21 protein-coding genes are annotated in these 22222 nt (G+C 63.2%); 9 read left to right on the top strand and 12 right to left on the bottom strand.

Annotation, left to right across the window (positions count from 1 at the left end; translation table 11 throughout):
• Positions 1-9: 9 nt before the first annotated feature.
• Positions 10-972 (top strand): tripartite tricarboxylate transporter substrate binding protein, encoded by a 963-nt coding sequence (locus VNZ93_RS24225; RefSeq protein ID WP_325711592.1) that lies wholly within the window; start codon positions 10-12, stop codon positions 970-972.
• Positions 973-1071: 99 nt separating this feature from the next.
• On the opposite strand, the gene VNZ93_RS24220 is transcribed toward VNZ93_RS24225, so the two are convergent.
• The 9 genes from VNZ93_RS24220 to VNZ93_RS24180 all read right to left on the bottom strand — a co-directional run bounded on the left by VNZ93_RS24220 (position 1072) and on the right by VNZ93_RS24180 (position 12670).
• A complete protein-coding gene (locus VNZ93_RS24220; protein ID WP_325711589.1) occupies positions 1072-2679 on the bottom strand; it encodes an aldolase/citrate lyase family protein in 1608 nt (535 codons plus the stop codon).
• 170 nt (positions 2680-2849) lie between these two features.
• Positions 2850-3560, bottom strand: a complete 711-nt coding sequence (locus VNZ93_RS24215; RefSeq protein ID WP_325711586.1) for a hypothetical protein — start codon at positions 3558-3560, stop codon at positions 2850-2852.
• A gap of 167 nt (positions 3561-3727) precedes the next feature.
• Positions 3728-5329, bottom strand: a complete 1602-nt coding sequence (locus VNZ93_RS24210; protein ID WP_325711583.1) for an ATP-dependent acyl-CoA ligase — start codon at positions 5327-5329, stop codon at positions 3728-3730.
• A gap of 10 nt (positions 5330-5339) precedes the next feature.
• On the bottom strand, positions 5340-6455 hold the full coding sequence (locus VNZ93_RS24205; protein ID WP_414710184.1) for an LLM class flavin-dependent oxidoreductase: 1116 nt from the start codon (positions 6453-6455) through the stop codon (positions 5340-5342).
• Between the two features lie 88 nt (positions 6456-6543).
• Positions 6544-7227: a GntR family transcriptional regulator gene (locus VNZ93_RS24200; RefSeq protein ID WP_325711580.1), complete on the bottom strand. Its 684-nt coding sequence runs from the start codon at positions 7225-7227 to the stop codon at positions 6544-6546.
• Positions 7224-9086 carry an ABC transporter ATP-binding protein gene (locus VNZ93_RS24195; RefSeq protein ID WP_325711577.1) on the bottom strand — a complete coding sequence of 621 codons (1863 nt, stop codon included), beginning with the start codon at positions 9084-9086 and terminating at the stop codon, positions 7224-7226. Before VNZ93_RS24195 ends, VNZ93_RS24200 begins: the two co-directional genes overlap by 4 nt.
• On the bottom strand, positions 9086-10000 hold the full coding sequence (locus VNZ93_RS24190; protein WP_325711574.1) for an ABC transporter permease: 915 nt from the start codon (positions 9998-10000) through the stop codon (positions 9086-9088). The genes VNZ93_RS24195 and VNZ93_RS24190 overlap by 1 nt, the downstream gene beginning before the upstream one ends.
• Positions 9966-10982: an ABC transporter permease gene (locus tag VNZ93_RS24185; RefSeq protein WP_325711572.1), complete on the bottom strand. Its 1017-nt coding sequence runs from the start codon at positions 10980-10982 to the stop codon at positions 9966-9968. Before VNZ93_RS24185 ends, VNZ93_RS24190 begins: the two co-directional genes overlap by 35 nt.
• A 152-nt stretch (positions 10983-11134) precedes the next feature.
• Complete coding sequence (locus VNZ93_RS24180) at positions 11135-12670, bottom strand: ABC transporter substrate-binding protein (RefSeq protein ID WP_325711569.1); 1536 nt, start codon at positions 12668-12670, stop codon at positions 11135-11137.
• Between the two features lie 376 nt (positions 12671-13046).
• Here VNZ93_RS24180 and VNZ93_RS24175 point away from each other — a divergent pair, with 376 nt between their 5' ends.
• The 4 genes from VNZ93_RS24175 to VNZ93_RS24160 are packed head-to-tail and all read left to right on the top strand — an operon-like array spanning position 13047 to position 17213.
• Positions 13047-13997 (top strand): NADP-dependent oxidoreductase, encoded by a 951-nt coding sequence (locus VNZ93_RS24175; RefSeq protein ID WP_325711566.1) that lies wholly within the window; start codon positions 13047-13049, stop codon positions 13995-13997.
• Positions 13994-15157, top strand: coding sequence for a thiolase family protein (locus VNZ93_RS24170; RefSeq protein ID WP_325711563.1), 1164 nt, complete (start codon positions 13994-13996; stop codon positions 15155-15157). The genes VNZ93_RS24175 and VNZ93_RS24170 overlap by 4 nt, the downstream gene beginning before the upstream one ends.
• A 2-nt stretch (positions 15158-15159) precedes the next feature.
• Entirely contained in the window at positions 15160-16419 is a 1260-nt protein-coding gene (locus VNZ93_RS24165; RefSeq protein WP_325711560.1) for an SDR family NAD(P)-dependent oxidoreductase, read from the top strand.
• Positions 16416-17213: a cyclase family protein gene (locus VNZ93_RS24160; protein ID WP_325711558.1), complete on the top strand. Its 798-nt coding sequence runs from the start codon at positions 16416-16418 to the stop codon at positions 17211-17213. Before VNZ93_RS24165 ends, VNZ93_RS24160 begins: the two co-directional genes overlap by 4 nt.
• Positions 17214-17222: 9 nt before the next feature.
• Here VNZ93_RS24160 and VNZ93_RS24155 read toward each other — a convergent pair whose 3' ends face one another.
• Together VNZ93_RS24155 and VNZ93_RS24150 are read right to left on the bottom strand one after the other, a co-directional pair.
• Positions 17223-18113, bottom strand: coding sequence for a DMT family transporter (locus tag VNZ93_RS24155; RefSeq protein WP_325711555.1), 891 nt, complete (start codon positions 18111-18113; stop codon positions 17223-17225).
• Between the two features lie 72 nt (positions 18114-18185).
• On the bottom strand, positions 18186-18782 hold the full coding sequence (locus VNZ93_RS24150) for a TetR/AcrR family transcriptional regulator (RefSeq protein ID WP_325711625.1): 597 nt from the start codon (positions 18780-18782) through the stop codon (positions 18186-18188).
• Between the two features lie 656 nt (positions 18783-19438).
• Here VNZ93_RS24150 and VNZ93_RS24145 point away from each other — a divergent pair.
• Both VNZ93_RS24145 and VNZ93_RS24140 read left to right on the top strand, forming a co-directional pair.
• On the top strand, positions 19439-19954 hold the full coding sequence (locus VNZ93_RS24145) for a Spy/CpxP family protein refolding chaperone (protein ID WP_325711552.1): 516 nt from the start codon (positions 19439-19441) through the stop codon (positions 19952-19954).
• 97 nt (positions 19955-20051) lie between these two features.
• Positions 20052-20582 carry a hypothetical protein gene (locus VNZ93_RS24140; RefSeq protein ID WP_325711550.1) on the top strand — a complete coding sequence of 177 codons (531 nt, stop codon included), beginning with the start codon at positions 20052-20054 and terminating at the stop codon, positions 20580-20582.
• A gap of 146 nt (positions 20583-20728) precedes the next feature.
• On the opposite strand, the gene VNZ93_RS24135 is transcribed toward VNZ93_RS24140, so the two are convergent.
• Positions 20729-21196 carry a GFA family protein gene (locus tag VNZ93_RS24135; RefSeq protein WP_325711548.1) on the bottom strand — a complete coding sequence of 156 codons (468 nt, stop codon included), beginning with the start codon at positions 21194-21196 and terminating at the stop codon, positions 20729-20731.
• A 61-nt stretch (positions 21197-21257) separates the two neighbouring features.
• On the opposite strand from VNZ93_RS24135, the gene VNZ93_RS24130 reads away from it, so the two are divergent.
• Both VNZ93_RS24130 and VNZ93_RS24125 read left to right on the top strand, forming a co-directional pair.
• On the top strand, positions 21258-21401 hold the full coding sequence (locus VNZ93_RS24130; RefSeq protein ID WP_325711545.1) for a hypothetical protein: 144 nt from the start codon (positions 21258-21260) through the stop codon (positions 21399-21401).
• A gap of 31 nt (positions 21402-21432) precedes the next feature.
• Positions 21433-21765 (top strand): antibiotic biosynthesis monooxygenase, encoded by a 333-nt coding sequence (locus VNZ93_RS24125; protein WP_325711542.1) that lies wholly within the window; start codon positions 21433-21435, stop codon positions 21763-21765.
• The last annotated feature ends 457 nt before the right edge of the window (positions 21766-22222 follow it).

The raw sequence follows: 22222 nt of genomic DNA, 5'->3' as shown, positions 1-22222 counted from the left end.
ACTGCACTCATGATCCGTACACTTGCTCTCGCGCTCGCACTATCTGGCCTCGTCACCACGGCGCAGGCGCAGACATTCCCCTCGCGCGGCGTGACCATCGTCTCGCCGTATCAGGCCGGCGGCACAAGCGATATCATTGCGCGTGTTCTCGCCCAGAAGCTGTCGGAGCGCTTCGGCCAGAACGTCGTGGTCGAGAACCGGCCGGGTGCGAATGGCGGCCTCGGTGTCAATCAGGTCGTGCGCGCCGAGCCGGACGGCCACACCCTGCTCGCGGTTGCGTCCAGCGCGCTGACGCTGAACCCGATCTTCTACAAGTCGCTCAGCTATGACGTGGGGCGCGACCTCGCGCCGATCGCCCGTACCGGCCAGGTGACCAACGTTCTTGTCGTCAATCCGTCAGTGCCGGCGAAGGACCTGAAAGAGCTTGTCGCGCTCGCCAAGGAGAAGCCCGGCGAACTGCTGTTCGCGTCGCAGGGCGTCGGCTCGAACGGTCACCTGATCGCCGAACAATTCCGGCTGCGCGCCGGCATCGATTATCGTCACGTACCCTACAAGGGCTCGTCCCCGGCAGTGCAGGATCTGCTCGGCGGCCGCGTACAGATGATGTTCGACAATCTGCCTTCCGTCCTGCCGCAGATCCAATCCGGCAACCTGCGCGCGCTGGCTGTCACCACGGCCGAGCGCTCGTCGCTGCTTCCCGATGTGCCGACCATTGCGGAAATGGGCTATCCGGGTTTTGACGCACCGGCCTGGTTTGCGGTCCTGACCGCGAAATCGGTCCCCGCCAATATCCGCGCGGATCTGGAAAAGGCGGTCATCGAGTCGCTAAAGTCGCCCGACGTGCGAGACAAGCTCAAGGCCGCTGGCGTCGAAGTCGCGGCCGATGGCGCCGACGATCTGGGCAAGCGCATCGCGCGCGAGACCGAGGGCTGGCGCGATGTCGTCAGCAAGGCGCGGATCGAGATTCAATAGGCCTTTCCGGTCGTTTCCGCGCACGCCTGTGCGAGCCGCATTGGCCCTCTCCCCTTGAGGGAGAGGGCAAAACACAAGCGTCCCGCTCTCTTAAGAGCTTTAAGCCGGTATCAGCGCCAGCACGCGCAGCGGGCTGCCCGAGCCCTTCTCGATCTTCAGCGGAGCCGTCACCAGGATCGCACCGGTCGGCGGCAGCTGGTCGAGATTGCACAGGCTGGCGAGGCCGAACTTGTTCGCGCCATGCATCAGATGATGCGCCGGGAATGCCGGCTCGAAGGCAAAGGCTTGCCCCGCATCCGTGCCGACCGCTTCTACGCCCCAGCCGTTGACGTTGCGCTGCTGCACGAGGAAGCGCACCGCTGCGGCGGACGGTCCCGGCACATGCGGCCCGTCTTCCTTCATGTTGAGGAATTTCGCGGGATCTTCGCGCTTCGACCAGTCTGTGCGCATCAGCACCCAGGCGCCGTCCGGGATGCGGCCGTGCTTGGCCTCCCACGCTTCGATGAACGCGGGCTCGATCAGGAATTTCTCGTCGGCGGCGGCTTCCTTGCTGCAGTCGATCACGACCGCGGGCGCGATGAAGCGCTGCACCGACACCGTGTCGGTATAGCCGTCGGCGTAATGCTGGCCGGTGACCCAATGCGCCGGTGCATCGAAATGCGTGCCGGTATGCTCGCCGCAGGCGATGTTGTTCCAGTACCAGGCCGGCCCGCGCTCATCGTAGCGCGAGATCTCCGAAATCCGGAACGGATCGGAGGGCGCGAATGGCGGCGGAAGCTGGATCACCGGCGTCGACGGCTTCAGCGTCTGGCTCAGGTCGACGACGCGAATGCGCCCGTCCGCGATGTAGGAGGCAAATTTCAGCAGAAGGTCCGACACGTCGTCATCCTCTTCGTGTTTGGCAAGATAGCCGACCGGGGCAGTTGAGGCCCTGGCGGCTTGCTTGGAGGTTTCGCCGCCCTTGCCCGTGAATGCTTTCATCGCGCGGTTGAAGCCGCTCGCGACAATGTCGATGTCGTTGCCGACAACGACAATCGGATAGCCTTCGCTCCGGCGCGCGATGGCGCCCTCGACGTTGATCGTGAAAATTCCGCAGGCGACACCCGCGGACCTGCACGCCTCGAGCACGGCCTTGCACGCTTCGCCGTGCCGCGCATCGACATGCGGAAAACCGCCGAGCGAGATCGCAAGATCGCCGGTCCCGATCAGTACGAAATCGACGCCCGGCGTATTCGCAATCGCCGCGGCATTGCGGACGCCGCGTACGGTTTCGATCATCACGCCCACCACGGTGCGGCGGATCGAGTCGAGATAATATTGCCCGAAGTCGCGGGAGAGCGGACGAACACCACCGCCCGAACGCGTCCCTTCCGGCGGAAAGCGCGCAGCCGCGACGGCGGCCGCCGCCTCTGCATCCGTCTCGATCAGGGGAACGATGACGCCTTCCGCGCCCGCATCCAGAGCCTGGCCGATGGCGAGCGGCGAATTCTCCGCAACCCGCACCAGCACCGGCGCGGACTTCGCGACAACGCCAACCGACTCTTCAAGGGAAGCCCGGTCCCACAGCCCGTGCTGCGCATCGATGACCACTGCATCGGGCTTTGCCTGCGCCGCAATTTCGAGAACGGCCGCCGAGCCCAGCGTCATCCAGAACAGGCCAATCGGCTCACGCTGCCCGATCCGGTGACGCAACGGATTGCCAGACATCACTCAACTCCAACAGGCAGCGGCGTTACGCGCCGCGCCATATCCACTCTGTTTGCCGCCTGCAGTTCTTGGTCGTTCTTGTTCCAGGCAGTGTATCCATTTGCACGGACATATGTTCATTTTGTCTTGCTGCCCGCGCGGTCACAAAGCCTTAAGGTTAACCTCCCGGCTTAGGCTTCGCCTCGAACCGAGACGGTGCGGAAAGGATAATGCGCCGCCGCGCCCTCGAATTCCGGGAAATTTTGGAAGTCCTTGCGCAAGGCCGCGCGCACCGGGCTTGCCATCGCGGCGTTCATCGCGTCGGCATTGTCCCACACCGTCTTGTTTCGCTGCATCGTGCGGCGCACGGCAAACGGCAGGGCCGAAATAAGGACCGCCGGCGTGTAGATCTCGATCTTGCGGATGCCGGGGAATTTCGCGAGCAGCGGTGGATGCCCGGTCACGTAGAACAGATGCCAGGCATTCTCGTCCTTCGCCGGCCCCTCGTATTCGACGAGGTAGCTCAGCAAATCTTGCGCATCGTCAGCAGCCCGCTGCGCCACCGGATAGCGCCGCGTCAGCATGGCATGATGGCTCGCCGTCGCGTCTGCAAGGCTCGGCAAAATATCGTGATGCGCCAGCGCCTGCAGATAGCCGTGCGGCTTTAGCGCGTGTTCGAGATCGGCAATCTCCGCGAACTCCAGCTGAAGGACGAGCGCCGGAGACGTGTGCAGTTCCGCCGCGTAATGCGGGTCGTGCGCGTGGACCGGCGTCATGACATGGCCTTCGACCAGCCGCGGGCAGCCACGGATCAGCGCCACCAGCCCCTGATGGTCATGCTCATCGAGGACGGGCTTTGTCCCTTCTTTCGCGTCCCACTGGCAGAACCAGGAAATGGCCATCGGTCAACGGTCCTCTTTGTGTGATCCGTCACCCTGAGGTGCGCGCAAAGCGCGCCTCGAATGGCGACGGCCCAGGTATTGACGCGCGTACGGGCCGCTCATCCTTCGAGGCCCGGCTGCGCCGGGCTCCTCAGGATGACGGTCGAGAATTCGCGCACGCACTCATATCACCGCTTCAACTTGATCCCGGCAGCTTCACGATCCCAAGTCCCCGGCGACCGCCCCTGCTCGCGCAGCTTGAACTTCTGCACCTTGCCGCTCTCGGTGCGCGGCAACTCCTTGACGAAGTCGACGAAACGAGGGATCGCAAAGTACGACAGCCGTCCCTCGCAGAAGCGGATCAGTTCCGGCCCGTCGAGCGTAGCGCCTTCCTTCACCACCACGGTCGTCATCACTTCGTCTTCCGCAAGATCGGACGGCACCGGAAACACCGCCGCGATCTCGACCGCCGGATGCGACATGATCACACGCTCGACCTCGAACGAGGAAATGTTCTCGCCGCGCCGGCGGATCGAATCCTTCATCCGGTCAATGAACTTGTAGAAGCCATCGCTGTCGCGCACGACGCGGTCGCCGGTGTGAAGCCAGAGATTGCGCCAGGCCTCCACCGTCTTCTCCGGCATGCCGAAATAGCCGGTCCCCATCGCGAACGGATCGTCGGCGCGCAGCAGCAATTCGCCGGGCGTACCGTCCGGCACTTCGTTGTCGTCCTCGTCCGCGACGCGCGCCTGGAAGCCTTCGAACAGCTTGCCCATCCAGCCCGGCCGGCGCGTATCGATCACGGTGCCGATCACGCCATTGCTTTCGGTCGCGCCGTAGGCGTCGAGCAAGACGATGCCGGTGCGTTCTGTGAAGATCTCATGCAGATGCGCGGGCACGCCCGGCGCAAGCGCGACACGCACCTTGTGCTGCTTTTCCTCGGGACAAGGCGGCCGCGACAGCAGCATCGGCACCATCGCGCCGAGCACATAATTCACGGTGGCGCCGGACGCGACCAGCGCAGGCCAGAAATTCGAGGCTGAGAACCGCTTTTCGGCGATCTGCGTCGAGCCGAACAGCAACGCCTGGAAGAACGTCGCCATCGCGTTGACATGGAACAGCGGCAGCGTGGTGTGCAGCACGTCCCCGTCGCGCAGCCCGAGTTGACGCCCCACATTGAAGCCCCACCAGAAGAATTGTGCGTGCGGGCAGCACACGCCTTTGGACGGCCCGGTCGTGCCCGACGTGAACAGGATTGTCAGCAGGTCGTGCGGCTTGAGATTCGCGGGTGCCGCCGGCGCAGCGCGCTCCGGCAACTTGCGGATCGGCACGTTCTTGTGACTGTCGGGCGTACTGGCGTCGGGATCGATCACCCAGATCGCCTCGACCTTCAGCGCCGAGAAATCGACGAATTCGAGCGCCGGCAGCAATTCGCGCTCCAGCACCACAAGCCGCGCGCCGGACGTCTTGAGCATGTGCTCGAGCTGCGGCCCACGCGCCGCAATATTGATCGGCACCGAAATCGCGCCAAGCCAGCCGCATCCGAAGAACAGATCGAAGAATTCCGGGCGGTTGCCGCAAAGGATTGCGACTCGATCGCCTTTGCCGATACCCGCAGCGGCGAACCGGCCCGCACTGCGCGCCGCGACGTCGACGGTCTGCGCGTAAGTCCAGCTCTCGCCCTCGCAGGCGAACAGCGGCCGCTCGCCATAGCGTTCGGCCTGCCGCTGCAACATCACGGGCAGCGTGCGAGCGGACGGTTCGAAAAGGGCGCGCGGATCGGCGCTCATGGGAGCGCCCTCATTTCCTCAGGCCCGCCTCTTTCAGGAGCGGCACGACGGTCTCGCAGAAATACGGCAGCTCGTTCTTGTAGTTCACGAATGACAAAGCCGCTCCGTTGAAGCCGGCGCCTGCAAACTTGGCCAGTTCGCTCGCCACATGGTCAGGCGTTCCGACCAGCGGATAGCTGCCGGTCCCCGCGACGAAACGCTGCTTGTAGAGCTTGAACGCGTCGTCCTCGTGGCTCTGGCTGAAGTTCTTCTTCTGCCGCATGTGATAATCGACGGCTTCCTCGTCGATATTCTGCCGCGAGTAATAGTCGTAATAATCCTCGGCCTCGGCCTGCGTCGGCCGGCACACCACATGACCGATGGTGAAGACGCCGATGTCGCGGTTGAATTTCGCAGCCCGGCCCTTGATGTCGGCGATGTGCCCCTTGCCGACTTCGAGATCGGTGAAGCTCGTGAATAGGTGATCGCAATTCTGCGCCGCGAAATCGCGGCCGGGAGGGCCAAACGCCGCATTCATCGTCACCGGTCGCGGCCGCTGCACCGAAGCCGGACGGCTCACTGCGTCCTTGAGGTGATAATACTTGCCGTTGAAGTCGATCGGCTTGTCGCTGTTGTAGGTCTGGACGATGACATCGAGCCATTCCTTCGCCTGCACATAGGCATCCGGCACCAGCGTCACGCCGAACATGTCGAACTCGTCCGGATTCCATCCGCACACGATGTTCAGCCCGGCGCGGCCGTGGCTGATGTGATCGACGGTCGCCAGCGCCTTCGCCGCATAAAGCGGATGCAGCAGCGGCACATGCACCGTCATGAACAATGCGATGCGCTCGGTGATCGACGCGAGGCCCGCCGCCCAGGTGAAGGTCTCGAACGACCATTCGCGCACATTGGTCGAACCGCCATAACCGCGCCAGCGCGCGATGGGGAGAAAGAAGTCGAGCCCGCCGCGATCGGCGATCTTGCATGCGGCCGCGATGTTATCCCACTCCGCCTTCCAGGCTTCGGGTACGGTGGTGAAGGTGAGCCCGCGATCGGCATTCGACGAAAACACGCCGAGCTTGAACCCGTTGTTTGTAGGGTCCGACATCGGGTTGACGACTTGCGTCGGATCGACAGCCAGCATACCCAGCTCCATGTCCATAAACAGTATACTGTATCCAGTCTATCGGGAGGCGTTAGCGAGTCAAGGAAGTGCTGAGTTCATTCCGTAGTCAGTGCGGCTTCGAATAGGTCCGATAGGCCCGCACCGCGGCATCGACATGTTCGCGGAACAGGTCTCCGACCCGCTCGGCATCACGGTCCCGGAATGCGTCATGGATGCTGCGCAAGCGATCCATCACGTCGTCGCGCACCGTGCGCTGGGACAGCGTCACCAGACGAATGACTTGCACATGATCGATGTAGCGGGCCAGAGCCGCGATCAGCTGCGCATTCGGCACCTGGTCCATCCAGGCGCCGCGAAACGCCGCATTGGCGCGGAGGAAAGCGGTGAAGTCGTCCGCGTTGCTCGCCTTGATTCCGGCATGGATGGCATCGTCCATGATTTTAAGCGCAGCATCCGTCATCTTGGTCGCGGCGATCTGCGCCGCCGCGGGCTCCAGCAGACGGCGGATCTCGAAAATATCGGCGATCTCCTGATCGCTGTAGCGCCGCAGGATGAACCCGCGCGTCGAACTCTCGATCATGCCGTCATGCACGAGCTGCATCAGCGCCTCGCGCACCGGCATACGCGACACGCCGAACTCGTCCGCGATATCGACATCGACCAGCCGGTCCTCGAAGGTGAGCTGACCGCTCTGGATGCGTTCGCGCAGATGCTCGTAAACCTGCTCGCGCAGGCTGGCGGCCTTCAGCACCTTCGCACCCGGCTTCACCTTGGTCGATCGACCATTCATCGCAACGCGCTCATCGCGGAATCGGTGGCCAGAACCGGCGGCCACGGACGATCTGCATTGTCGGGCGGAACGGCATCAAGCAACGCCTTCGTATAAGGGTGCTGCGGATTCGAGAAGACGGCTTCGGTCGGCCCCTCCTCGACGATTTCGCCCGCATGCATCATCAGAATGCGGGAGCACAGATAGCGCACCACCGCGAGATCATGGCTGATGAACACCATCGTCAGCCGATGCTTGCGGTTCAGATCGAGCAGGCAGTTGAGAATGTGCGCCTGCACCGACACATCGAGGCCGGAGACGATCTCGTCCGCGACGATGAGCTTCGGCTTCGCGCCCAGCGCGCGGCCGATATTCACGCGCTGACGCTGCCCACCGGACAATTGCGAGGAAAACCGCTCGAGACAGTCGGGTGGCAGGCCGGTATCGCGCAGCAAGGCTTCCGCCACCGGCCGCCGCTCGCTTTCGGGAACATAACTCTCGCCCACTTCGAGCGCCTGGGTCAGCAGCCGCATCACGCTGCGCCTCGGATTGAGCGCCGATTGCGGATCCTGGAAGATCAACTGCGTGTCGCGATGCGTGAGATGGACCGCGCCGGTCGTGCGTTCCTGTCCGTGAATGCGGATCATCCCCGCGCTCGGCCTCTCGAGGCCGACGATCAGCCGTCCGATCGATGTCTTGCCGCTGCCGCTCTCGCCGACAATGCCGAGGATCTCACCCTCCTGCACCGAAAAGGTCGCGGACTTCACCGCATCGAAGCGCGAACGGCGCAAACCGAGAAATCCACGCGAGGCGTGATAACTGAGCCGCACCTTGTCGAACGCAACCGCCGCAGGAGCATCCGCAACACTGGCAGGAAGCGAGATCAGATCGCCGAGTTGGGCATTGCCGGCGGCTTCGCAGCGCTCCGCGCAACGCACCCAATGCCCTGCGCCGACCATGCGCGGCGGCAGACGAGTCGCGATACAACTCGGGTCCTTGGTCGCACAGCGCGGCGAGAATCGGCAGCCGCCCAGTCCGGCGAATGTGCCAAGTCCCGGCATATGGTCGGCCAGCGCCGGCAGCACGCGCCGGGGACCGGTCAGTTCCGGAATCGCTGCGAGTAGGCTCTTCGTATAGGGATGCGACGGGGCTTTCAGCACGGAGGCAGCCGGTCCGAATTCCACCATGTCGCCCGCATACATGACGCCGACATTGCGGCAGACATGGCCGGCGAGCCGCAGATCGTGCGTGATGAACAGAAGCGCGGTGCCATGCTGCTTCTGCTGCTCGGCGATCAGCCGCACGATATGCGCCTGCGTCATCACATCGAGCGCCGTGGTCGGCTCGTCGGCGACGACAAGCGCCGGCTCTCCGGCAAACGCCATCGCGATCAGGACGCGCTGACATTGCCCGCCGGACAATTCATGCGGGAACCGCTGCAGCGCCTCCTCGGCATTGCGCAACTGCACCTGCGTCAGCCGTTCGATCATCAGCGCGCGATGACGGCTTCGTTCGATCCCGATATGGCGCAGATGCTCGGAGAATTGCGAGCCGATGGTCCGCACCGGATTGAGCGCGCTCAGCGGCTCCTGCGGGATGAACGCGATGCGGCGGCCGAGCAATGCCCTCCGTTCGGACTTGCCGAGCGCCAGGAGGTTCTTGCCGTCGAATGAGACCTTGCCCGCGCTGACGGAGAAATTATCCGGCAGCAGACCGGAAATGACCCGCCCGATCATGCTCTTGCCGGCGCCGGATTCACCGACCAGACCGACAATATCGCCCTGGCCAAGCGAGAACGAAATGTCCCGCAACACGTCGATGCTGCGACCGCTCATTCGGGCGGTCACCGTCACCTTGTCGAAGGAGAGTACGTCCGTCATCAGATATTCCGCTTTCGCAGCCGCGGGTCGAGCGTGACGCGCAGGCCCTCGCCGAGCAGGTTGAATCCGAGCACGGTGATGAACATCGCGATGATCGGCAGGATGATGCCCCACGGCGCCTGGTACATGTAATTGCGCGCCTGCGCGATCATCTGGCCCCAGGCCGGCACGCCGGCCGGGACGCTCAGGCCGACGAAACTCAGGATCGCCTCGACGATGATGCCGATGCCGACCTGCAGCGTGAACAGCGTGATGATCAGCGGCGCGACGCTCGGCAGGATCTCCCGCAGGATGATGCGGACATTGCCGAAGCCGAGAAGCTTCGCGGCCGAGACAAAATCCTTGCGTGCGACCACCATGACTTCGGAGCGCACGACGCGGCAGAACCTCGTCCAGTCCACGAGGACGATCGACAGGATCACATTGCCGACGCCGGTACCGAAACCAACCATCAGCGTCACCGACAGCACGACGGGCGGCAGCGACATCCACAGGTCGACCAGATGGCTGATGACACGATCGATCCAGCCGCCGAAATAGCCCGAGATGAGCGCAAGCGTCGTGCCGAGCAGGGTCGCGCCGATGGCGGCGACGAAACCAACGAAGAGCGCGACCCGCGCACCGAAGATCATCTGCGAGAGAATGCAGCGTCCGAGACTGTCGGTCCCGAACGGGTAATCGATGCTGCCGCCCTCCGCCCACATCGGCGGCAGCAGCATGTTGAGCAGATCCTGCTCCGCCGGATCGTTCGGCGCGATCTGCGGCGCGAACACCGCGCAGATCACCATGGCGAGCACGATCGCGCCGCCGATGACGACCCGCGGCGAGCGGATCGCCTGCCGCAGCGCCTCGGCTGTCGCCGAAGGCGGGCGCTCGCGCTTAAGCGCGGCGGAGCTTGGGATTGAGGACGACATAAAGGATATCCACGACCGTATTGATCGCCAGCGTCGTGACGCAGAACACCAGCGCGACACCCTGGATCACCGGCAGATCATGATTGCGCACGGCCTGCACCATCAGGTTGCCGATGCCCGGGTAAGAGAAGATGGTTTCGACCAGCAGCGTACCGCCGAACAGAAAGCCGAATTGCGCGCCGATCAGCGTGATGGTCGGCAACACGGAATTCCGCAGCATATGCGCGAGGATGATCTGGCGCTCGCTGAGGCCGCGCTGGCGCGCCACGGTGACGTAATGGTCGTCCGACGATTCCAGCAGCGAGGAGCGAAGCACGCGGATGACGAGCGGCGAGAAGCCAAGCGCCAGCGCCATGGCGGGCAGGATCAGATGCGACAGCGCATTCTGCCAATAGCCCCATTGCATGGTGACAAGATAGTCGATCAGCAGGAACCCGGTGCCGTCCGGAATGACGATTCCGGATTCGACACGGCCGGAAAACGGCAGCCATCCGAGCATGACGCCGAAGCCAAGCAGCAGGAAAATCGCCCAGAGGAAGGACGGGATCGACAGCATGCAGACAACGAGGACATCGAGGATGTTCTCGAGAATCGTGCCGCGCGCGCCGTAGAGCAGAAGTCCGCCGGGAATGCTGATCAGCAGGGCAAGACCAAGCCCGACAAACGACAATTCGAGCGTCGCGGGCAACGAATTCGCGAGAAGGCGCGTCACCGGCTCACGAAACGCAATCGAATTTCCGAGATCACCGGACAGCGCGTCCCGCAGCCAGATCAGATATTGGATGACGATGGAGCGATCGAGGCCGAGCGCCTTGCGCACCGCTTCGGCATCGGCCTGCGTGGCGTTCGGCGGCAACAGCAGCGCGAGCGGATCCGCCGGCAGCGCCCGCAGCACGATGAACACCACCATCGACAGCAGCAACACGGTCGGAATCGCACCTGCGAGACGCCGCGCGGCTACATTGATGAGAGACTTGAACATAAATCAGTCGTCCCCGTGGAAACGGGAACCCCCGCCCGTCATTCCGGGGCGCGGGCGCAAGCCCGCGAACCCGGAATTCAGCGACACAAACTCGAACACCTGACCGGATTCCGGGGCCGCGCGTTTCACGCGCGTCCCGGAATGAGCCCTACTCACGTCCGCTTCGCTTCGGCGGGCAGCACATAGCCCTGCGAATAGGTCGGCATCGCCACGTTCTTCTTGGTGACGATGTTGGCCACCGGCTGCAGCAACGGAATGCTCCAGGTATTTTCAGAGGCATCCTTGTTGAGCGCGCGATAGCCCTCCAGCCGCTCGTCGCCGAGCTTCATGGCGAACAGCTTCGCAATCCGCTCGCCATTGGCCGGCTCCTTCCAGGCCGAGAAGCGCAGCGCCGGATTGAGAATGCGGCCGGAATAGTTTTCCGGGTCGCCGGTCGCATTGGCCCAGCTGTAGAGCATGACGCCCGGCAGCTTGGCGGCGTGGTTGAGTTCCAGATACTTCGCGATCGTGATTTCCTCGATCTTCACGTCCGCGCCGATCTGGCGCCACATCTGCGCGATCGCCTGCGCGATTTCGTAGTCGTTCGGGAACGTGCCGTTGGTGGTGCACAAGGTCATCTGCAGCGGCTTTTGCTTGCTGAACCCGGCCTTCGCGAGCGTCTCGGTCGCTTTCTTGCGGTCGAACGGAAAGGTGTAGCCCGGCACGTCGCCGCTCGATCCCGGCGTCGCCAGCACCTGCAGGGGCTTTGCGAGATTATTGAAGAACGCCTTGGCAAGCGCCGCCTTGTCGATTGCCATGTGCAGCGCCGTGCGGACGTCCTTGTTCTGGTAGGTGTCCACATAGCTCGGAATCTGCATCATGTAGATCTCGGCCTGCGGGTACATGCTGACCTTGAGCTGCGGATTCTTCTCGAGGCGCACGGCCTCGCGGAACGGCAACTGCACGGCGACATCGACGCGGCCGGACTCGATCGCGGCGACACGCGTCGAGGATTCCGGCATCACCTGGAAGGTCACGCTCTTGATTGCGGGCACGCCGCCCCAATACTTGTCGAACGCTTCCATCACGATGCGCGAGCCGCGCTGATAATCGACGAGCTTGTAGGGGCCCGCGCCGATCGGCTTTGCGAGGAAGCCCTCGTCGCCGACCTTCTCGTGATAGGCCTTCGGGATGATGTAGACGCCGAGGAAGCCGAAATAGAAGTCCGCGGACGGCGACGGCTTCGAATAGACCAGCACCGCCTCGGTCGGCGACTTGATCTCGACATCGATGAGATCCTGCAGCATGCCGGCGATCGCGAGGCGCTTGTCCTTCTTGCGGGTCAGCCAGCTGTATTTGAGGTCCTCGGTCGTCATCTTCGAACCGTCATGGAAGAAGATGTCGTCGCGCAGCGTGACTTCGAGGCGCGTCGAGTTGTCGTCCAGCCATTTGCGCGAAGCGATCTGGCGCGGCTGGAGCTGCTGGTCGGATGAATAGGTCAGCGGCGAGTCATAAATGCACTTGAAGATCGACTGGCCGACCGGGAACGTGACCGCGGTCGGGTCCCAGCTCTGCACGTCGGCCATGAACGCGATGTTCAGCGTGTCGGACGATTGCGCACCGGCGATGTGCGGAAGAAAGGTCGTGGCCGGAAGGCCTAGCATCAATGATACGAATTCGCGCTTGGTCAGTTCCATCTTCGCACTCATCGTGGTTCCCCTGTTCTTGTGATGTCACGTTTTTGGCCGGTCCGCGGCCGCTATGGGCCGCAGATTGATCTCTTCGTTGTCAGGTCGGCAAGTTACCTGTTTGCAAGCTGCCGATCCGGAAGGCTCGTTCGGAAGGTGCAGGGACGCCGCGCGGTTCTGCTGCGTTGTGGCGAAGGGCAAGAGCGGTCACCATCGGTCAACCGCCGCGTACACGTCACACCCCGCCCTGCCTCGCATCCAAGACTCCGCGCATTAATTGCAAGTCCGATGCTCAAGGATCGGGCTTGTCTGAAATAGTATACTGTATGTTATTGTTCGGCCGTCAAGCGTCGCATCTGTGCAGACGCAGCGGCCCGATACCCGTTAAATAGGCACCATGCGCGCGATCGAATTCGACAGTTACGGCGGCCCGGAAGTCCTGAAATTGCAGGATATTTCGCCGCCCTCACCCGCCGACGGCGAGATCCTGATCGATGTGCACGCGGTCAGCGTGAACCCGATTGACTGGAAAATACGCTCCGGCCGCATGGCTGGAGGCAGTCCGCTGGCCTCCGCGATGATCACCGGCCGGGACGGCGCGGGCGTGGTCGCCGGCGCCGGGACCGGCGCCGATTCTTCACTGGTCGGGCGGCGTGTCGCCTTCCTCGCCCCGCGTGGAAAAGGCACCTGGGCCGATCAGGTCGTTATGCCGCAGGATAATTTCGCGGTCGTTCCGGACGGCGTGTCCCTGAGTGATGCAGCCGCGGTGCCGCTTGCCGGCACCAGCGCATGGGTGCCGCTGGTCGACATCGCGCAGGTCGGACACGGCGCGCGTGTGCTGATTCATGCCGGCGCCGGCGGCGTCGGCTCGCTCGGTATCCAGATCGCAAAGGCGCGCGGCGCGCATGTGATTGCGACCTGCTCCGGCCGTAATGTCGATTTCGTCAAGTCGCTCGGTGCAGATGAAGTGATCGCCTATGACCGCACGCCCTTCGATCAGGCGGTGCGCGATGTCGATGTGGTGTTCGACACCATGGGCGGCGAGGTTCACGACCGCTCCTATCAGGTGTTGAAGCGCGGCGGCCTGATGGTCTGCCTGATGGCGGAGCCGTTCAAGGATCGTTCGGCGGAGTTCGGCGTGAAGGTCGAGCAGGCCCCTGTCCTGCCGCGGCGGGACATTCTCGACGCGCTGATGAAGATGCTCGCGGACGGATCGATGCGCGTTCCGATCGAGGCGGTGCTTCCGATCTCTGAATTCCGGAAAGCGCACGAACTTTCGCAAACCGGCCGCACCCGCGGCAAGGTCGTCCTGCAATTGCGCAAGCCGGATGGATCCCTCGCCGCATGACCGCGGCGCCCTATCAGGGTGTCGTGATCGCGACGCCCGTCAGCATTCCCTATGTGCGTTATTCGACCAAGGATGCGCACTGGTTTCTGGCGCGCGCCCTTTCCGCGCTGCTGAAAACGTCCGGACTGAAAAAGAGTGATCTCGATGGCCTCGGCGTTTCGAGTTTCACGCTGTTTCCCGACACCGCGGTCGGGCTCACGCAGCATCTGGGCCTGAGCCCGCGCTGGCTCGATCACCTGCCGTTCGGCGGCGCAAGCGGCGTGATCGCGCTGCGCCGTGCCGCACGCGCCGTGCAATGCGGTGACGCCAGCGTCGTGGCCTGCGTCGCAGGCGACGCCAACCACGTCGATTCCTTCCGGGCCAATCTCGCGAACTTCTCGCGGTTCGCGCGCGATGCGGTCTATCCGCTCGGCTCGGGCGGACCGAATGCCAGCTTCGCGCTCCTGACCTCGCATTACATGCAGTCGACCGGCGCCGAGCCGGCCGATTTCGGCAAGCTCTGCGTGGCACAACGTGCCAATGCGCTGCGCTTTCCGTCCACACTGTTCAAGAAGCCGCTGACGCTCGACGAATATCTGAACGCGCGCCCGATCGCTGATCCCCTCAAGCTGTTCGACTGCGTCATGCCCTGTGCTGGATCCGAAGGCTTCCTCGTGATGGGCGAGGACCGTGCGAAGCGGCTCGGCATTCCCTTTGCCCGCATTCTCGGCACCATCGAGCGGCACAATGCCTTTCCCGAAGACCCGATCCAGAATCGCGGCGGATGGGCAATGGATCAGGATCACCTCTACAGCCAGGCCGGTTTCGGACCGCCGGACATCGACCTGTTCGAGGCCTATGACGATTACCCCGTGATCAACTGCCTGCAATTCGAAGGCCTCGGCCTGTGCCGTGAGGGCGAGGCGCCGGCCTTCATCCGCAAGAACACCTTCACCATCGACGGATCCCTGCCCTTCAACACATCCGGCGGACAGCTTTCCGTTGGGCAGGCAGGCGCCGCCGGCGGCTTCCTCGGTCTCGTGCAGGCGCTGCGTCAGGTCACCGGCCAGGCAATGAAGACGCAAGTCGAGAATGCGCGGCATGCGCTCGTCAGCGGCTTCGGCATGATCAATTACGACCGCGGCCTGTGCACCGGCGCCGCCATTCTCGGGCGGGCATAGCCATGACCGATGCGCTGAAACGCGCGGCTCCGCGCAATCCGATCCTGCCGCTGCGTGTGCCGACGCTGCCGCCTGGCCAGCGCAGCCGTGCCGCGCTGCGCTGGACCGCGTCGGTCGCCGAAGGCCGCTTCGAATTGCAGAGCTGCCACGATTGCGGACAGATCCAGTATCCGCCGCGCGATGCCTGCACCAATTGCCTTTCGATACGCCTGACATGGAAACCGGTGAGCGGACGCGGCGATCTGATTTCCGAGACGCTGCTGCATCACTCGAACGAACTTTATTACCGCGCGCGCGTGCCGCTGCGGCTCGGCCTCGTGCGACTCGCCGAAGGCGTCACCGTGCTGACGCATCTGCATGGCGACTGCCCGGTCGCAAAAGCCAACGAATCCATTCCGGTGCGCGTGCGCGCGCATCTCGACAAGGCCGGTCAGGCCGCGCTGATCGCGCTCCCCGCAACCGACACGCCGAATATGGCCGACGACAGGATGCTGCGTGAGATGACCTCCGATCCGAAATTCAGGAAAGTCCTGATCACCGACGGCAAGAGCGCGACCGGACAGGCGCTGGTCAAAGCGTTCGTCGATGCCGGCGCCGACATCGTCTGGGCGGGCTTGTCCGAGCCGTGGAAGCAGCCGCCCGGCTTCGACGCGATTTCGAAATTGCCGAACGTCACCGTAGTGCCGCTCGAACTCACCGACCCGCGATCCGTGGAGGATCTCGCCGGCTCGATCGGCGGCAAAGTCGATATCCTCGTCAACAACGCCGAAGTGCATCGCGCGCACGGCATTGGCGATCGCCGCGGCACCGAGACCGCACGCGCCGAGATGGACATCAACTATTTCGGCCTCCTCCGTCTCGCGCAAAGCTTTGGCCCGGCGCTGCGCGCGCGTGCGGCGGACTCCGCTGTCCCCTCCACCGCCTGGGTGAACATCCTTTCGATCTACGCGCTCTCGGCATTGCCCGGACAGGGCACGTTCTCCGCATCGAAGGCCGCCGCCTTCTCGCTGTCGCAGACGCTGCGTTCGGAAATGCGCGGCGCCGGCATTCGCGTGGTCAATGTGTTCCCCGGCCCGATCGACGACGAGTGGACGCAAACCCTTCCACCGCCGAAGCTTGCGCCGGCAGCGCTCGCGAAGGCCGTGGTGAAGGCGCTGAAGGACGGCGTCGAGGACATCTATCCCGGCGACGTCGCGCAGGACCTGTTCACCAAATGGCAGGAAAGCGCGAAGGTGCTCGAGCGCGAGATGTGGGATCAATGAGCGCATCCGACTCGCCCGCGCATGTGCTGTCCGGCGTACTGGACGCGCTCGCCTTGCAGAAGCTGCGCGTTGTAGACCTGTCGCAGACCCTGTCGCCGCGCTTCCCGCAGATCGTGCTGCCGCCGGAATTCGATCAGTGCGCGCCGTTCCGCATGGAAGAGATCTCGCGCTACGACGATCGGGGACCTGCCTGGTACTGGAACAACATCTCGTTCGGCGAACATACCGGCACGCATTTCGATGCGCCGGTGCACTGGATCACCGGACGCGACCTGCCGAATGCCGCGACCGACTCGCTGCCTGCGCGCTCCTTCATCGCGCCAGCCTGCGTGGTCGATTGCTCCGCGCAGGCCGCGCAGGATGCGGATTTCCTGCTCACCGTCGACCGCCTGCGTGCATGGGAAGTGCAGTACGGCCGCATCCCCGAAGGATCATGGCTGCTGATGCGCACCGACTGGTCCAAGCGCACCGATCCGGTCGCCTACCAGAATTTCGACGCGGCCGGTCAGCACACGCCGGGCCCGGATGTCGCCGCGGTGGAGTTTCTCGTGCATGAGCGCGGCGTCATCGGCTTCGGTTCGGAGACCATCGGCACCGATGCCGGACAGGCCGCGCATTTCCGCCCGCCCTATCCGTGTCACGCGATCATGCACGGCAACGGCCGTCTCGGCCTGCAATGCCTTTGCAATCTCGATCTGTTGCCGCCGACCGGCGCGATCGTGATTGCAGCCCCGCTGAAGATCCTCCACGGCAGCGGCAGCCCGGTGCGGGCTATTGCGCTTGTGGCGGGGTAACCTTCGCGGTTACGAGCGCCCCACAAGGGCGCTACGCGCCAAACTCGACAACGACCTGACTTGCGTTATCGCAACGCCGGAGATCGTGAGCAGCCCGCCGACAATCAACCTTGACGTCACCGGGTCGCCAAGAAACAGCACGCTGGACATCACGGCGAACACCGGAAGCAGCAGGCCGAATGGAGCGACCCGGTTCATCGAGCACTGGCCGATCAGCCAGAACCAGAGGCCAAAGCCGGCAATGCCGCCGACGAAAATCGTATAGGCGAGCGCGAGCCAGCCCTTTTCATCCGCCGTGAAAAGGCTCGCCAGCTGTCCTTGCTCAAGGAGCAACGAAATCAGCATGACCTGCGGCACCGTGAGCAACGATGACCACCCCATCAACATCAACGGATCGAAGGGGCCATAGCGTTTCGTCAGAACGTTGGACACCGCGAACGCCAAGGCTGCCCCGACCACAAGCAACAGCGGAAGCGCGTTTGCCGACAGGCCCGGCCCCGCTGCCAGCACAACTACGCCGACGAATGCGAGCAGCACGCCGACCGACGTCGTGAGAGACGGCCTCTCCGCAAGCAGCGGCCAGGCCAGCAGGATCGTGAAGGGCGTGGCGAGTTGATAGGCGACGGCCGACATGCTTCCCGAGCCGAGCCCGAGGCCGAGGCCGACATAGAACAGCCCGAAGTTCAGCCCGCCAAGGAAAACCGAAATCGCCGCGACCGGGACAAGCTGCTCGCGCGTCGGCCTCCTGACGAACGGGATGAGCAGCAGCGCGATAGCGAGAAAGCGCAGCGCGAGAAAGAAGAGCGGCGGAAACTCCAGAACGCCGACCTTGATGACCACAAACTGGAAACCCCAAAGCAAGGGTACGGCCACCGCGCACGCGATCTGAAGGAAAGACATGAAAACCCTCTTTTCAGACCGTTCGGTCCAGATATGGGCACATGCCGGCCGGGACTTGGTCCATGAGATTTGCTACCTGATGAAGCGGTCCAGAAGAGCGTCGGCCGTGGCTTGCGAGGAGGCTCGCGTTGGTGCCGTCTTGCCGGTCACGCGAAGCCCCTCGACGAAGCAGATGAAAATTCTGGCGGCATTTGCAGGCTCAACGCCTGTTGCCAGCTCGCCCGCCTTCTTCGCGCGCGAGAAGGCGCCTGCGAGCTTGGTCTCCATGGCTTTGAAGAAACCGCGGATGCGCGCTTCAACTTCGGCGTCGTGGCCGGCCAATTCCATGGCTGTGGCCACCAGCAGACATCCGCGTCGGCCACGGGCGCCGCTCGTGCGCTCGACGTAACCGGCAAGAAAGGTCCGCAGGCCATCGACCGGCCCGTGTCCGGGCCCAAGCTCGACGTCGATCCGTGCCAGTGCATCGGCGATGTAGCGATCGAGCGCGCGCAGGAAGAGTGCGTGCTTGTCCCCGAAGGCCGCATAAAGGCTCCCGCGCGATAGCTTCGTCGCGCGAAGCAGGTCCGGAAGTGCCGTGCCATGATAGCCGCGCGACCAGAATACATCCATGGCGCGCTCGACAGCGGCTTCCGTGTCGAAGCTACGCGGTCGGCCACGCGGCAATTGCATCGGGGCTTGGCGTGCCATGACCGCATTATAGACCAATCGGTCTTGAATTGTAAATCGGGCATCGCATCCGGCCACGTTACGCGCGGCGCGGCCGATCTGTCTTGCCGGACATTTCAGGCGCGCCGACACCTGGTTATGCGCGATGCCGGCTCAGTAGTGACTGAGCCTTCAGATACAGCGACCATCGACAAATCGTCGACCTGCCGCACATCGCGCGGCCTGTCGGCGAGCCGGAGTGCGAACGCACGCAGCTCCGACACGGTGCATGCCCGGTCCGCACGCTTGACGAGCGGGAACGATGAAGCTGTCCGGTTCGATCGGGGCGACAGGGAGCGCCTGAACCGATGAGGCGACAGCTAAAGCGAAAGCCAGTCCGATCAGCCTGACCATTGTTACCTCCCTTGCTCCTCGTCTTTGCGATCACACAACAGCCGATGACGGGAACACGTTCCCTAGCAGAAACGCATCACTATACGTTCGGATAGCGCCCGTAGCTGAAAGACATCAAACGGACGCTTGGCTCCTGTCACTCCGCCCGCTGCAATTATACGTCGCGCATGTTCTGCAGCGTCGAAAACGCTGGCGTTCGAACTGCATTAAGATATCGTGCAGCAGCTTGGTTGGGCTCTGGGGCTTCAGACACTTCGGAGGATCCAATGGCGAACATTGCTGGAATCGGCGCAGCAATATTTCTGGTGACCGCATCCCCTGTGGCCTACGCACAAACTGCTGTGATGGAGTCGCCGACACGCCTCAGCACAGCCGAATGGAATGCGCTGACGGATTTTCGTATCGATCTCGTCAAGACGGCGCTGCAACTCACGCCCGACCAGGAAAAGTATTGGCCGGCCGTTGAGGCTGCGATCCGATCGAGGGCCAAGAACAGACAAGCCCGGATTGAAAAGGTGATCGAGACAACAGGTGCCCGTGCGCAGGAGTCCTCAATCGAAACCTTGCAAAGCCGCGATCCTATTGCATTCCTGAATCGAAGGGCCGATGCGCTGGCGCAGCGATCCGCTGATCTCAAGCAGCTCGCAAGCGCGTGGCAGCCGATCTATGCAACGCTCACTCCTGAACAGAAACGGCGCATGGCCGCCGTTACGCTTTTCGTTCTTCGCGATATGAGCGAGGCCGCAGAGCAGCGCCGTATGCAGCTTGAGGAAGACGAATAGCCAACGTCAAGGTGACGTCGCAGATGTCCAGACGGTGGATCTTTCACAGGCGCGGACGCGCCTCAACTGGTCCGCCTGTCGAAACACGGAGGCTCCAATGAGAAAGCTCAATGTGTTCGCAATTGCAGCCGGCGTGATCACGCTGACAGCGGTTCCCGTCTCGCTGGAATGGTCGAAAAATGCCGTCTCGATCTCGATCGATCGGGCGGAAGCTCGAATCGGCCGCCCGGCAACCGCGCTGAGCGTCGCGGGGGTACATCGCAGAGCGTATCGTCGCGCCTACCGCGGCGGTGTTTACGGTGGCCTGGCAGGAGCAGGCGCGTACGGCATCAGTGCTTACAGCGGATACCGCTATCCCGCTTACAACTATGGTTATGCGAATAGCTACTGGAACGATGACGTTCCCACATACGGCAGCTACGCCAACTACGGATATCCGGGCTTCGGATTTTCCAGTTACGGCTACTCAGGCTATGGCTATCCGAGCTACGGATATTCCGGCTACGGCTATGGCGCGTCTTACGGGTATCCGAGCTATTCCTATGCTGGCTATGGATATCCACGATATGCCTATCCGGGATATCGCGCCGCCCGACGCGTAGCGATCCATCGCGCTCGCTGGCACTAACGCGCATCCCTCGCCGAGCGCGCACCCGCATCGTGCGCGCGGTTGTCTTTGTAGCAGATGAAGGTCTCTCAAACGCTCGTCCCCGCGAAGGCGGGGACGAGCGCGCCCGCGCCGACTAAAAAGCAGGGAACGCGGAGCTTTGTCTCTTAATCCCGCATCGTCGCGCGATGCTTCTTCCACGCCTCGATCAGCCCGCTCACATCGGCCGGATGGCCGTCATGGATCACGCTGCCATCCGCGATCGTCACCCAGGGCTGCGCGCTGCGCGTCCAGATATGCCCGACAGGATGCAGCCAGCTCGTATCGTCGAGCGTGCCGGGCTTGACGACCGATATCTTGTCGTTCGCGCTCGGATGATTGACCGGACGCACGCCGCAGACCTCGCACATATCGCTTTCGATCGAGCGACCGCTGTCGGCCTTCCGCTTCCAGCGCCGCGGCGTACCCCTCACATAGATCAGTGCCGGACGCGGCACCATCAGCGACATGCCGAACGCCGCGCCCGACTGGCGCTGGCATTCCGTGCAGTGGCAGACATAGACCGACAGCGGCTCGGCGCGAATTTCGTACCGCAGCGCCCCGCACTGGCAGCCCCCGGTCAACGGAAGTTTCATGCGCGCACCTCGCCGGTTGTCATGCGGCGGTCAGGATCGTCCCCGCTGGAAGATCCAATGAATGAAAACACAATACCAAGTCAACGCGCCGGCTATTTCACAAAAGTATGCCGGGAGCGAGCACCGCGTCACGGTCATGGCGATCGCGATCCATCCCTTTACCAGAGCCCGGCCCTTCCGCATCGGCCCGCTCGAGCGTATCTAGCGGCGTGGGCCGCCGCATAAGGAAGACGCTGATGTTTATCGCTATGAACCGCTTTCAGGTGAAGAAGGGCTCAGAGGCCGATTTCGAGAAGGTCTGGCTGACGCGCGACACGCATCTCGATGAGGTGCCCGGCTTTGTAGAATTCCATCTGGTGAAGGGACCGGAAGCCGAGGATCACACGCTCTACGCCTCGCATACGGTCTGGCGCGACCGCGATGCCTTCGAGGCCTGGACGAAGTCGGAAGCTTTCCGGAAGGCCCATGCCCGCGCCGGCAACGAGAGCACCGGCTCGCTCTATCTCGCGCATCCGAAATTCGAAGGCTTCGAGGTGCGGCAAACTGTCAGGCCAAGCCGCGCGGCCTGATCCTGCAGACCGAAGCGCGCGTCCCGGTTAACCTTGTGCCGGATGCGGCATCCGCAACCGCGCGGTGGCATGCGATTGGAACAACGCCGACGCTGAACTGCAGAGGCGTTTTCATACCGTGATGCAGTGCCGCAAGCGCTCAATGACACGAAGATCGTAACGATCTTTGTTGCTTTGGTTAATTTCATGGACACTGCGCGCGCAAACATGCAGTTGCGTAAGTTGCACGTAACTCGCTGCGATCTTTGACAAAACGATCGATCGCGTGCGTCCGATCATCAGTTCCAATTCACGCGAGCGCGACGTAGTCACGACCGTCGGCAAATTTACTTGGCTACGCGTATAGGTTAACAATTCCTTACCTCAAATGCGGTGGGGCAGTAACCAAAATGGCGTACATGTCTGTTGCGTCGCCGGCTCTTGTTCAGAGCCCGCGTGAACGATCGCGCTCCGGTCG

The organism is Pseudorhodoplanes sp., assembly GCF_035565795.1.
Classification (GTDB): domain Bacteria; phylum Pseudomonadota; class Alphaproteobacteria; order Rhizobiales; family Xanthobacteraceae; genus Pseudorhodoplanes.
The sequence above is the reverse complement of the archived record's forward strand: the minus strand, read 5'-3'. Positions and strand labels throughout refer to the sequence as shown.

What these genes read in the sequence shown, in the direction of transcription:
- VNZ93_RS24225 (WP_325711592.1), top strand. Translation starts at nt 10, where the DNA reads ATGATCCGTACACTTGCTCTCGCGCTCGCACTATCTGGCCTCGTCACC.
- VNZ93_RS24220 (WP_325711589.1), bottom strand. Translation starts at nt 2,679, where the DNA reads ATGTCTGGCAATCCGTTGCGTCACCGGATCGGGCAGCGTGAGCCGATT.
- VNZ93_RS24215 (WP_325711586.1), bottom strand. Translation starts at nt 3,560, where the DNA reads ATGGCCATTTCCTGGTTCTGCCAGTGGGACGCGAAAGAAGGGACAAAG.
- VNZ93_RS24210 (WP_325711583.1), bottom strand. Translation starts at nt 5,329, where the DNA reads ATGAGCGCCGATCCGCGCGCCCTTTTCGAACCGTCCGCTCGCACGCTG.
- VNZ93_RS24205 (WP_414710184.1), bottom strand. Translation starts at nt 6,455, where the DNA reads ATGCTGGCTGTCGATCCGACGCAAGTCGTCAACCCGATGTCGGACCCT.
- VNZ93_RS24200 (WP_325711580.1), bottom strand. Translation starts at nt 7,227, where the DNA reads ATGAATGGTCGATCGACCAAGGTGAAGCCGGGTGCGAAGGTGCTGAAG.
- VNZ93_RS24195 (WP_325711577.1), bottom strand. Translation starts at nt 9,086, where the DNA reads ATGACGGACGTACTCTCCTTCGACAAGGTGACGGTGACCGCCCGAATG.
- VNZ93_RS24190 (WP_325711574.1), bottom strand. Translation starts at nt 10,000, where the DNA reads ATGTCGTCCTCAATCCCAAGCTCCGCCGCGCTTAAGCGCGAGCGCCCG.
- VNZ93_RS24185 (WP_325711572.1), bottom strand. Translation starts at nt 10,982, where the DNA reads ATGTTCAAGTCTCTCATCAATGTAGCCGCGCGGCGTCTCGCAGGTGCG.
- VNZ93_RS24180 (WP_325711569.1), bottom strand. Translation starts at nt 12,670, where the DNA reads ATGAGTGCGAAGATGGAACTGACCAAGCGCGAATTCGTATCATTGATG.
- VNZ93_RS24175 (WP_325711566.1), top strand. Translation starts at nt 13,047, where the DNA reads ATGCGCGCGATCGAATTCGACAGTTACGGCGGCCCGGAAGTCCTGAAA.
- VNZ93_RS24170 (WP_325711563.1), top strand. Translation starts at nt 13,994, where the DNA reads ATGACCGCGGCGCCCTATCAGGGTGTCGTGATCGCGACGCCCGTCAGC.
- VNZ93_RS24165 (WP_325711560.1), top strand. Translation starts at nt 15,160, where the DNA reads ATGACCGATGCGCTGAAACGCGCGGCTCCGCGCAATCCGATCCTGCCG.
- VNZ93_RS24160 (WP_325711558.1), top strand. Translation starts at nt 16,416, where the DNA reads ATGAGCGCATCCGACTCGCCCGCGCATGTGCTGTCCGGCGTACTGGAC.
- VNZ93_RS24155 (WP_325711555.1), bottom strand. Translation starts at nt 18,113, where the DNA reads ATGTCTTTCCTTCAGATCGCGTGCGCGGTGGCCGTACCCTTGCTTTGG.
- VNZ93_RS24150 (WP_325711625.1), bottom strand. Translation starts at nt 18,782, where the DNA reads ATGCAATTGCCGCGTGGCCGACCGCGTAGCTTCGACACGGAAGCCGCT.
- VNZ93_RS24145 (WP_325711552.1), top strand. Translation starts at nt 19,439, where the DNA reads ATGGCGAACATTGCTGGAATCGGCGCAGCAATATTTCTGGTGACCGCA.
- VNZ93_RS24140 (WP_325711550.1), top strand. Translation starts at nt 20,052, where the DNA reads ATGAGAAAGCTCAATGTGTTCGCAATTGCAGCCGGCGTGATCACGCTG.
- VNZ93_RS24135 (WP_325711548.1), bottom strand. Translation starts at nt 21,196, where the DNA reads ATGAAACTTCCGTTGACCGGGGGCTGCCAGTGCGGGGCGCTGCGGTAC.
- VNZ93_RS24130 (WP_325711545.1), top strand. Translation starts at nt 21,258, where the DNA reads ATGAAAACACAATACCAAGTCAACGCGCCGGCTATTTCACAAAAGTAT.
- VNZ93_RS24125 (WP_325711542.1), top strand. Translation starts at nt 21,433, where the DNA reads ATGTTTATCGCTATGAACCGCTTTCAGGTGAAGAAGGGCTCAGAGGCC.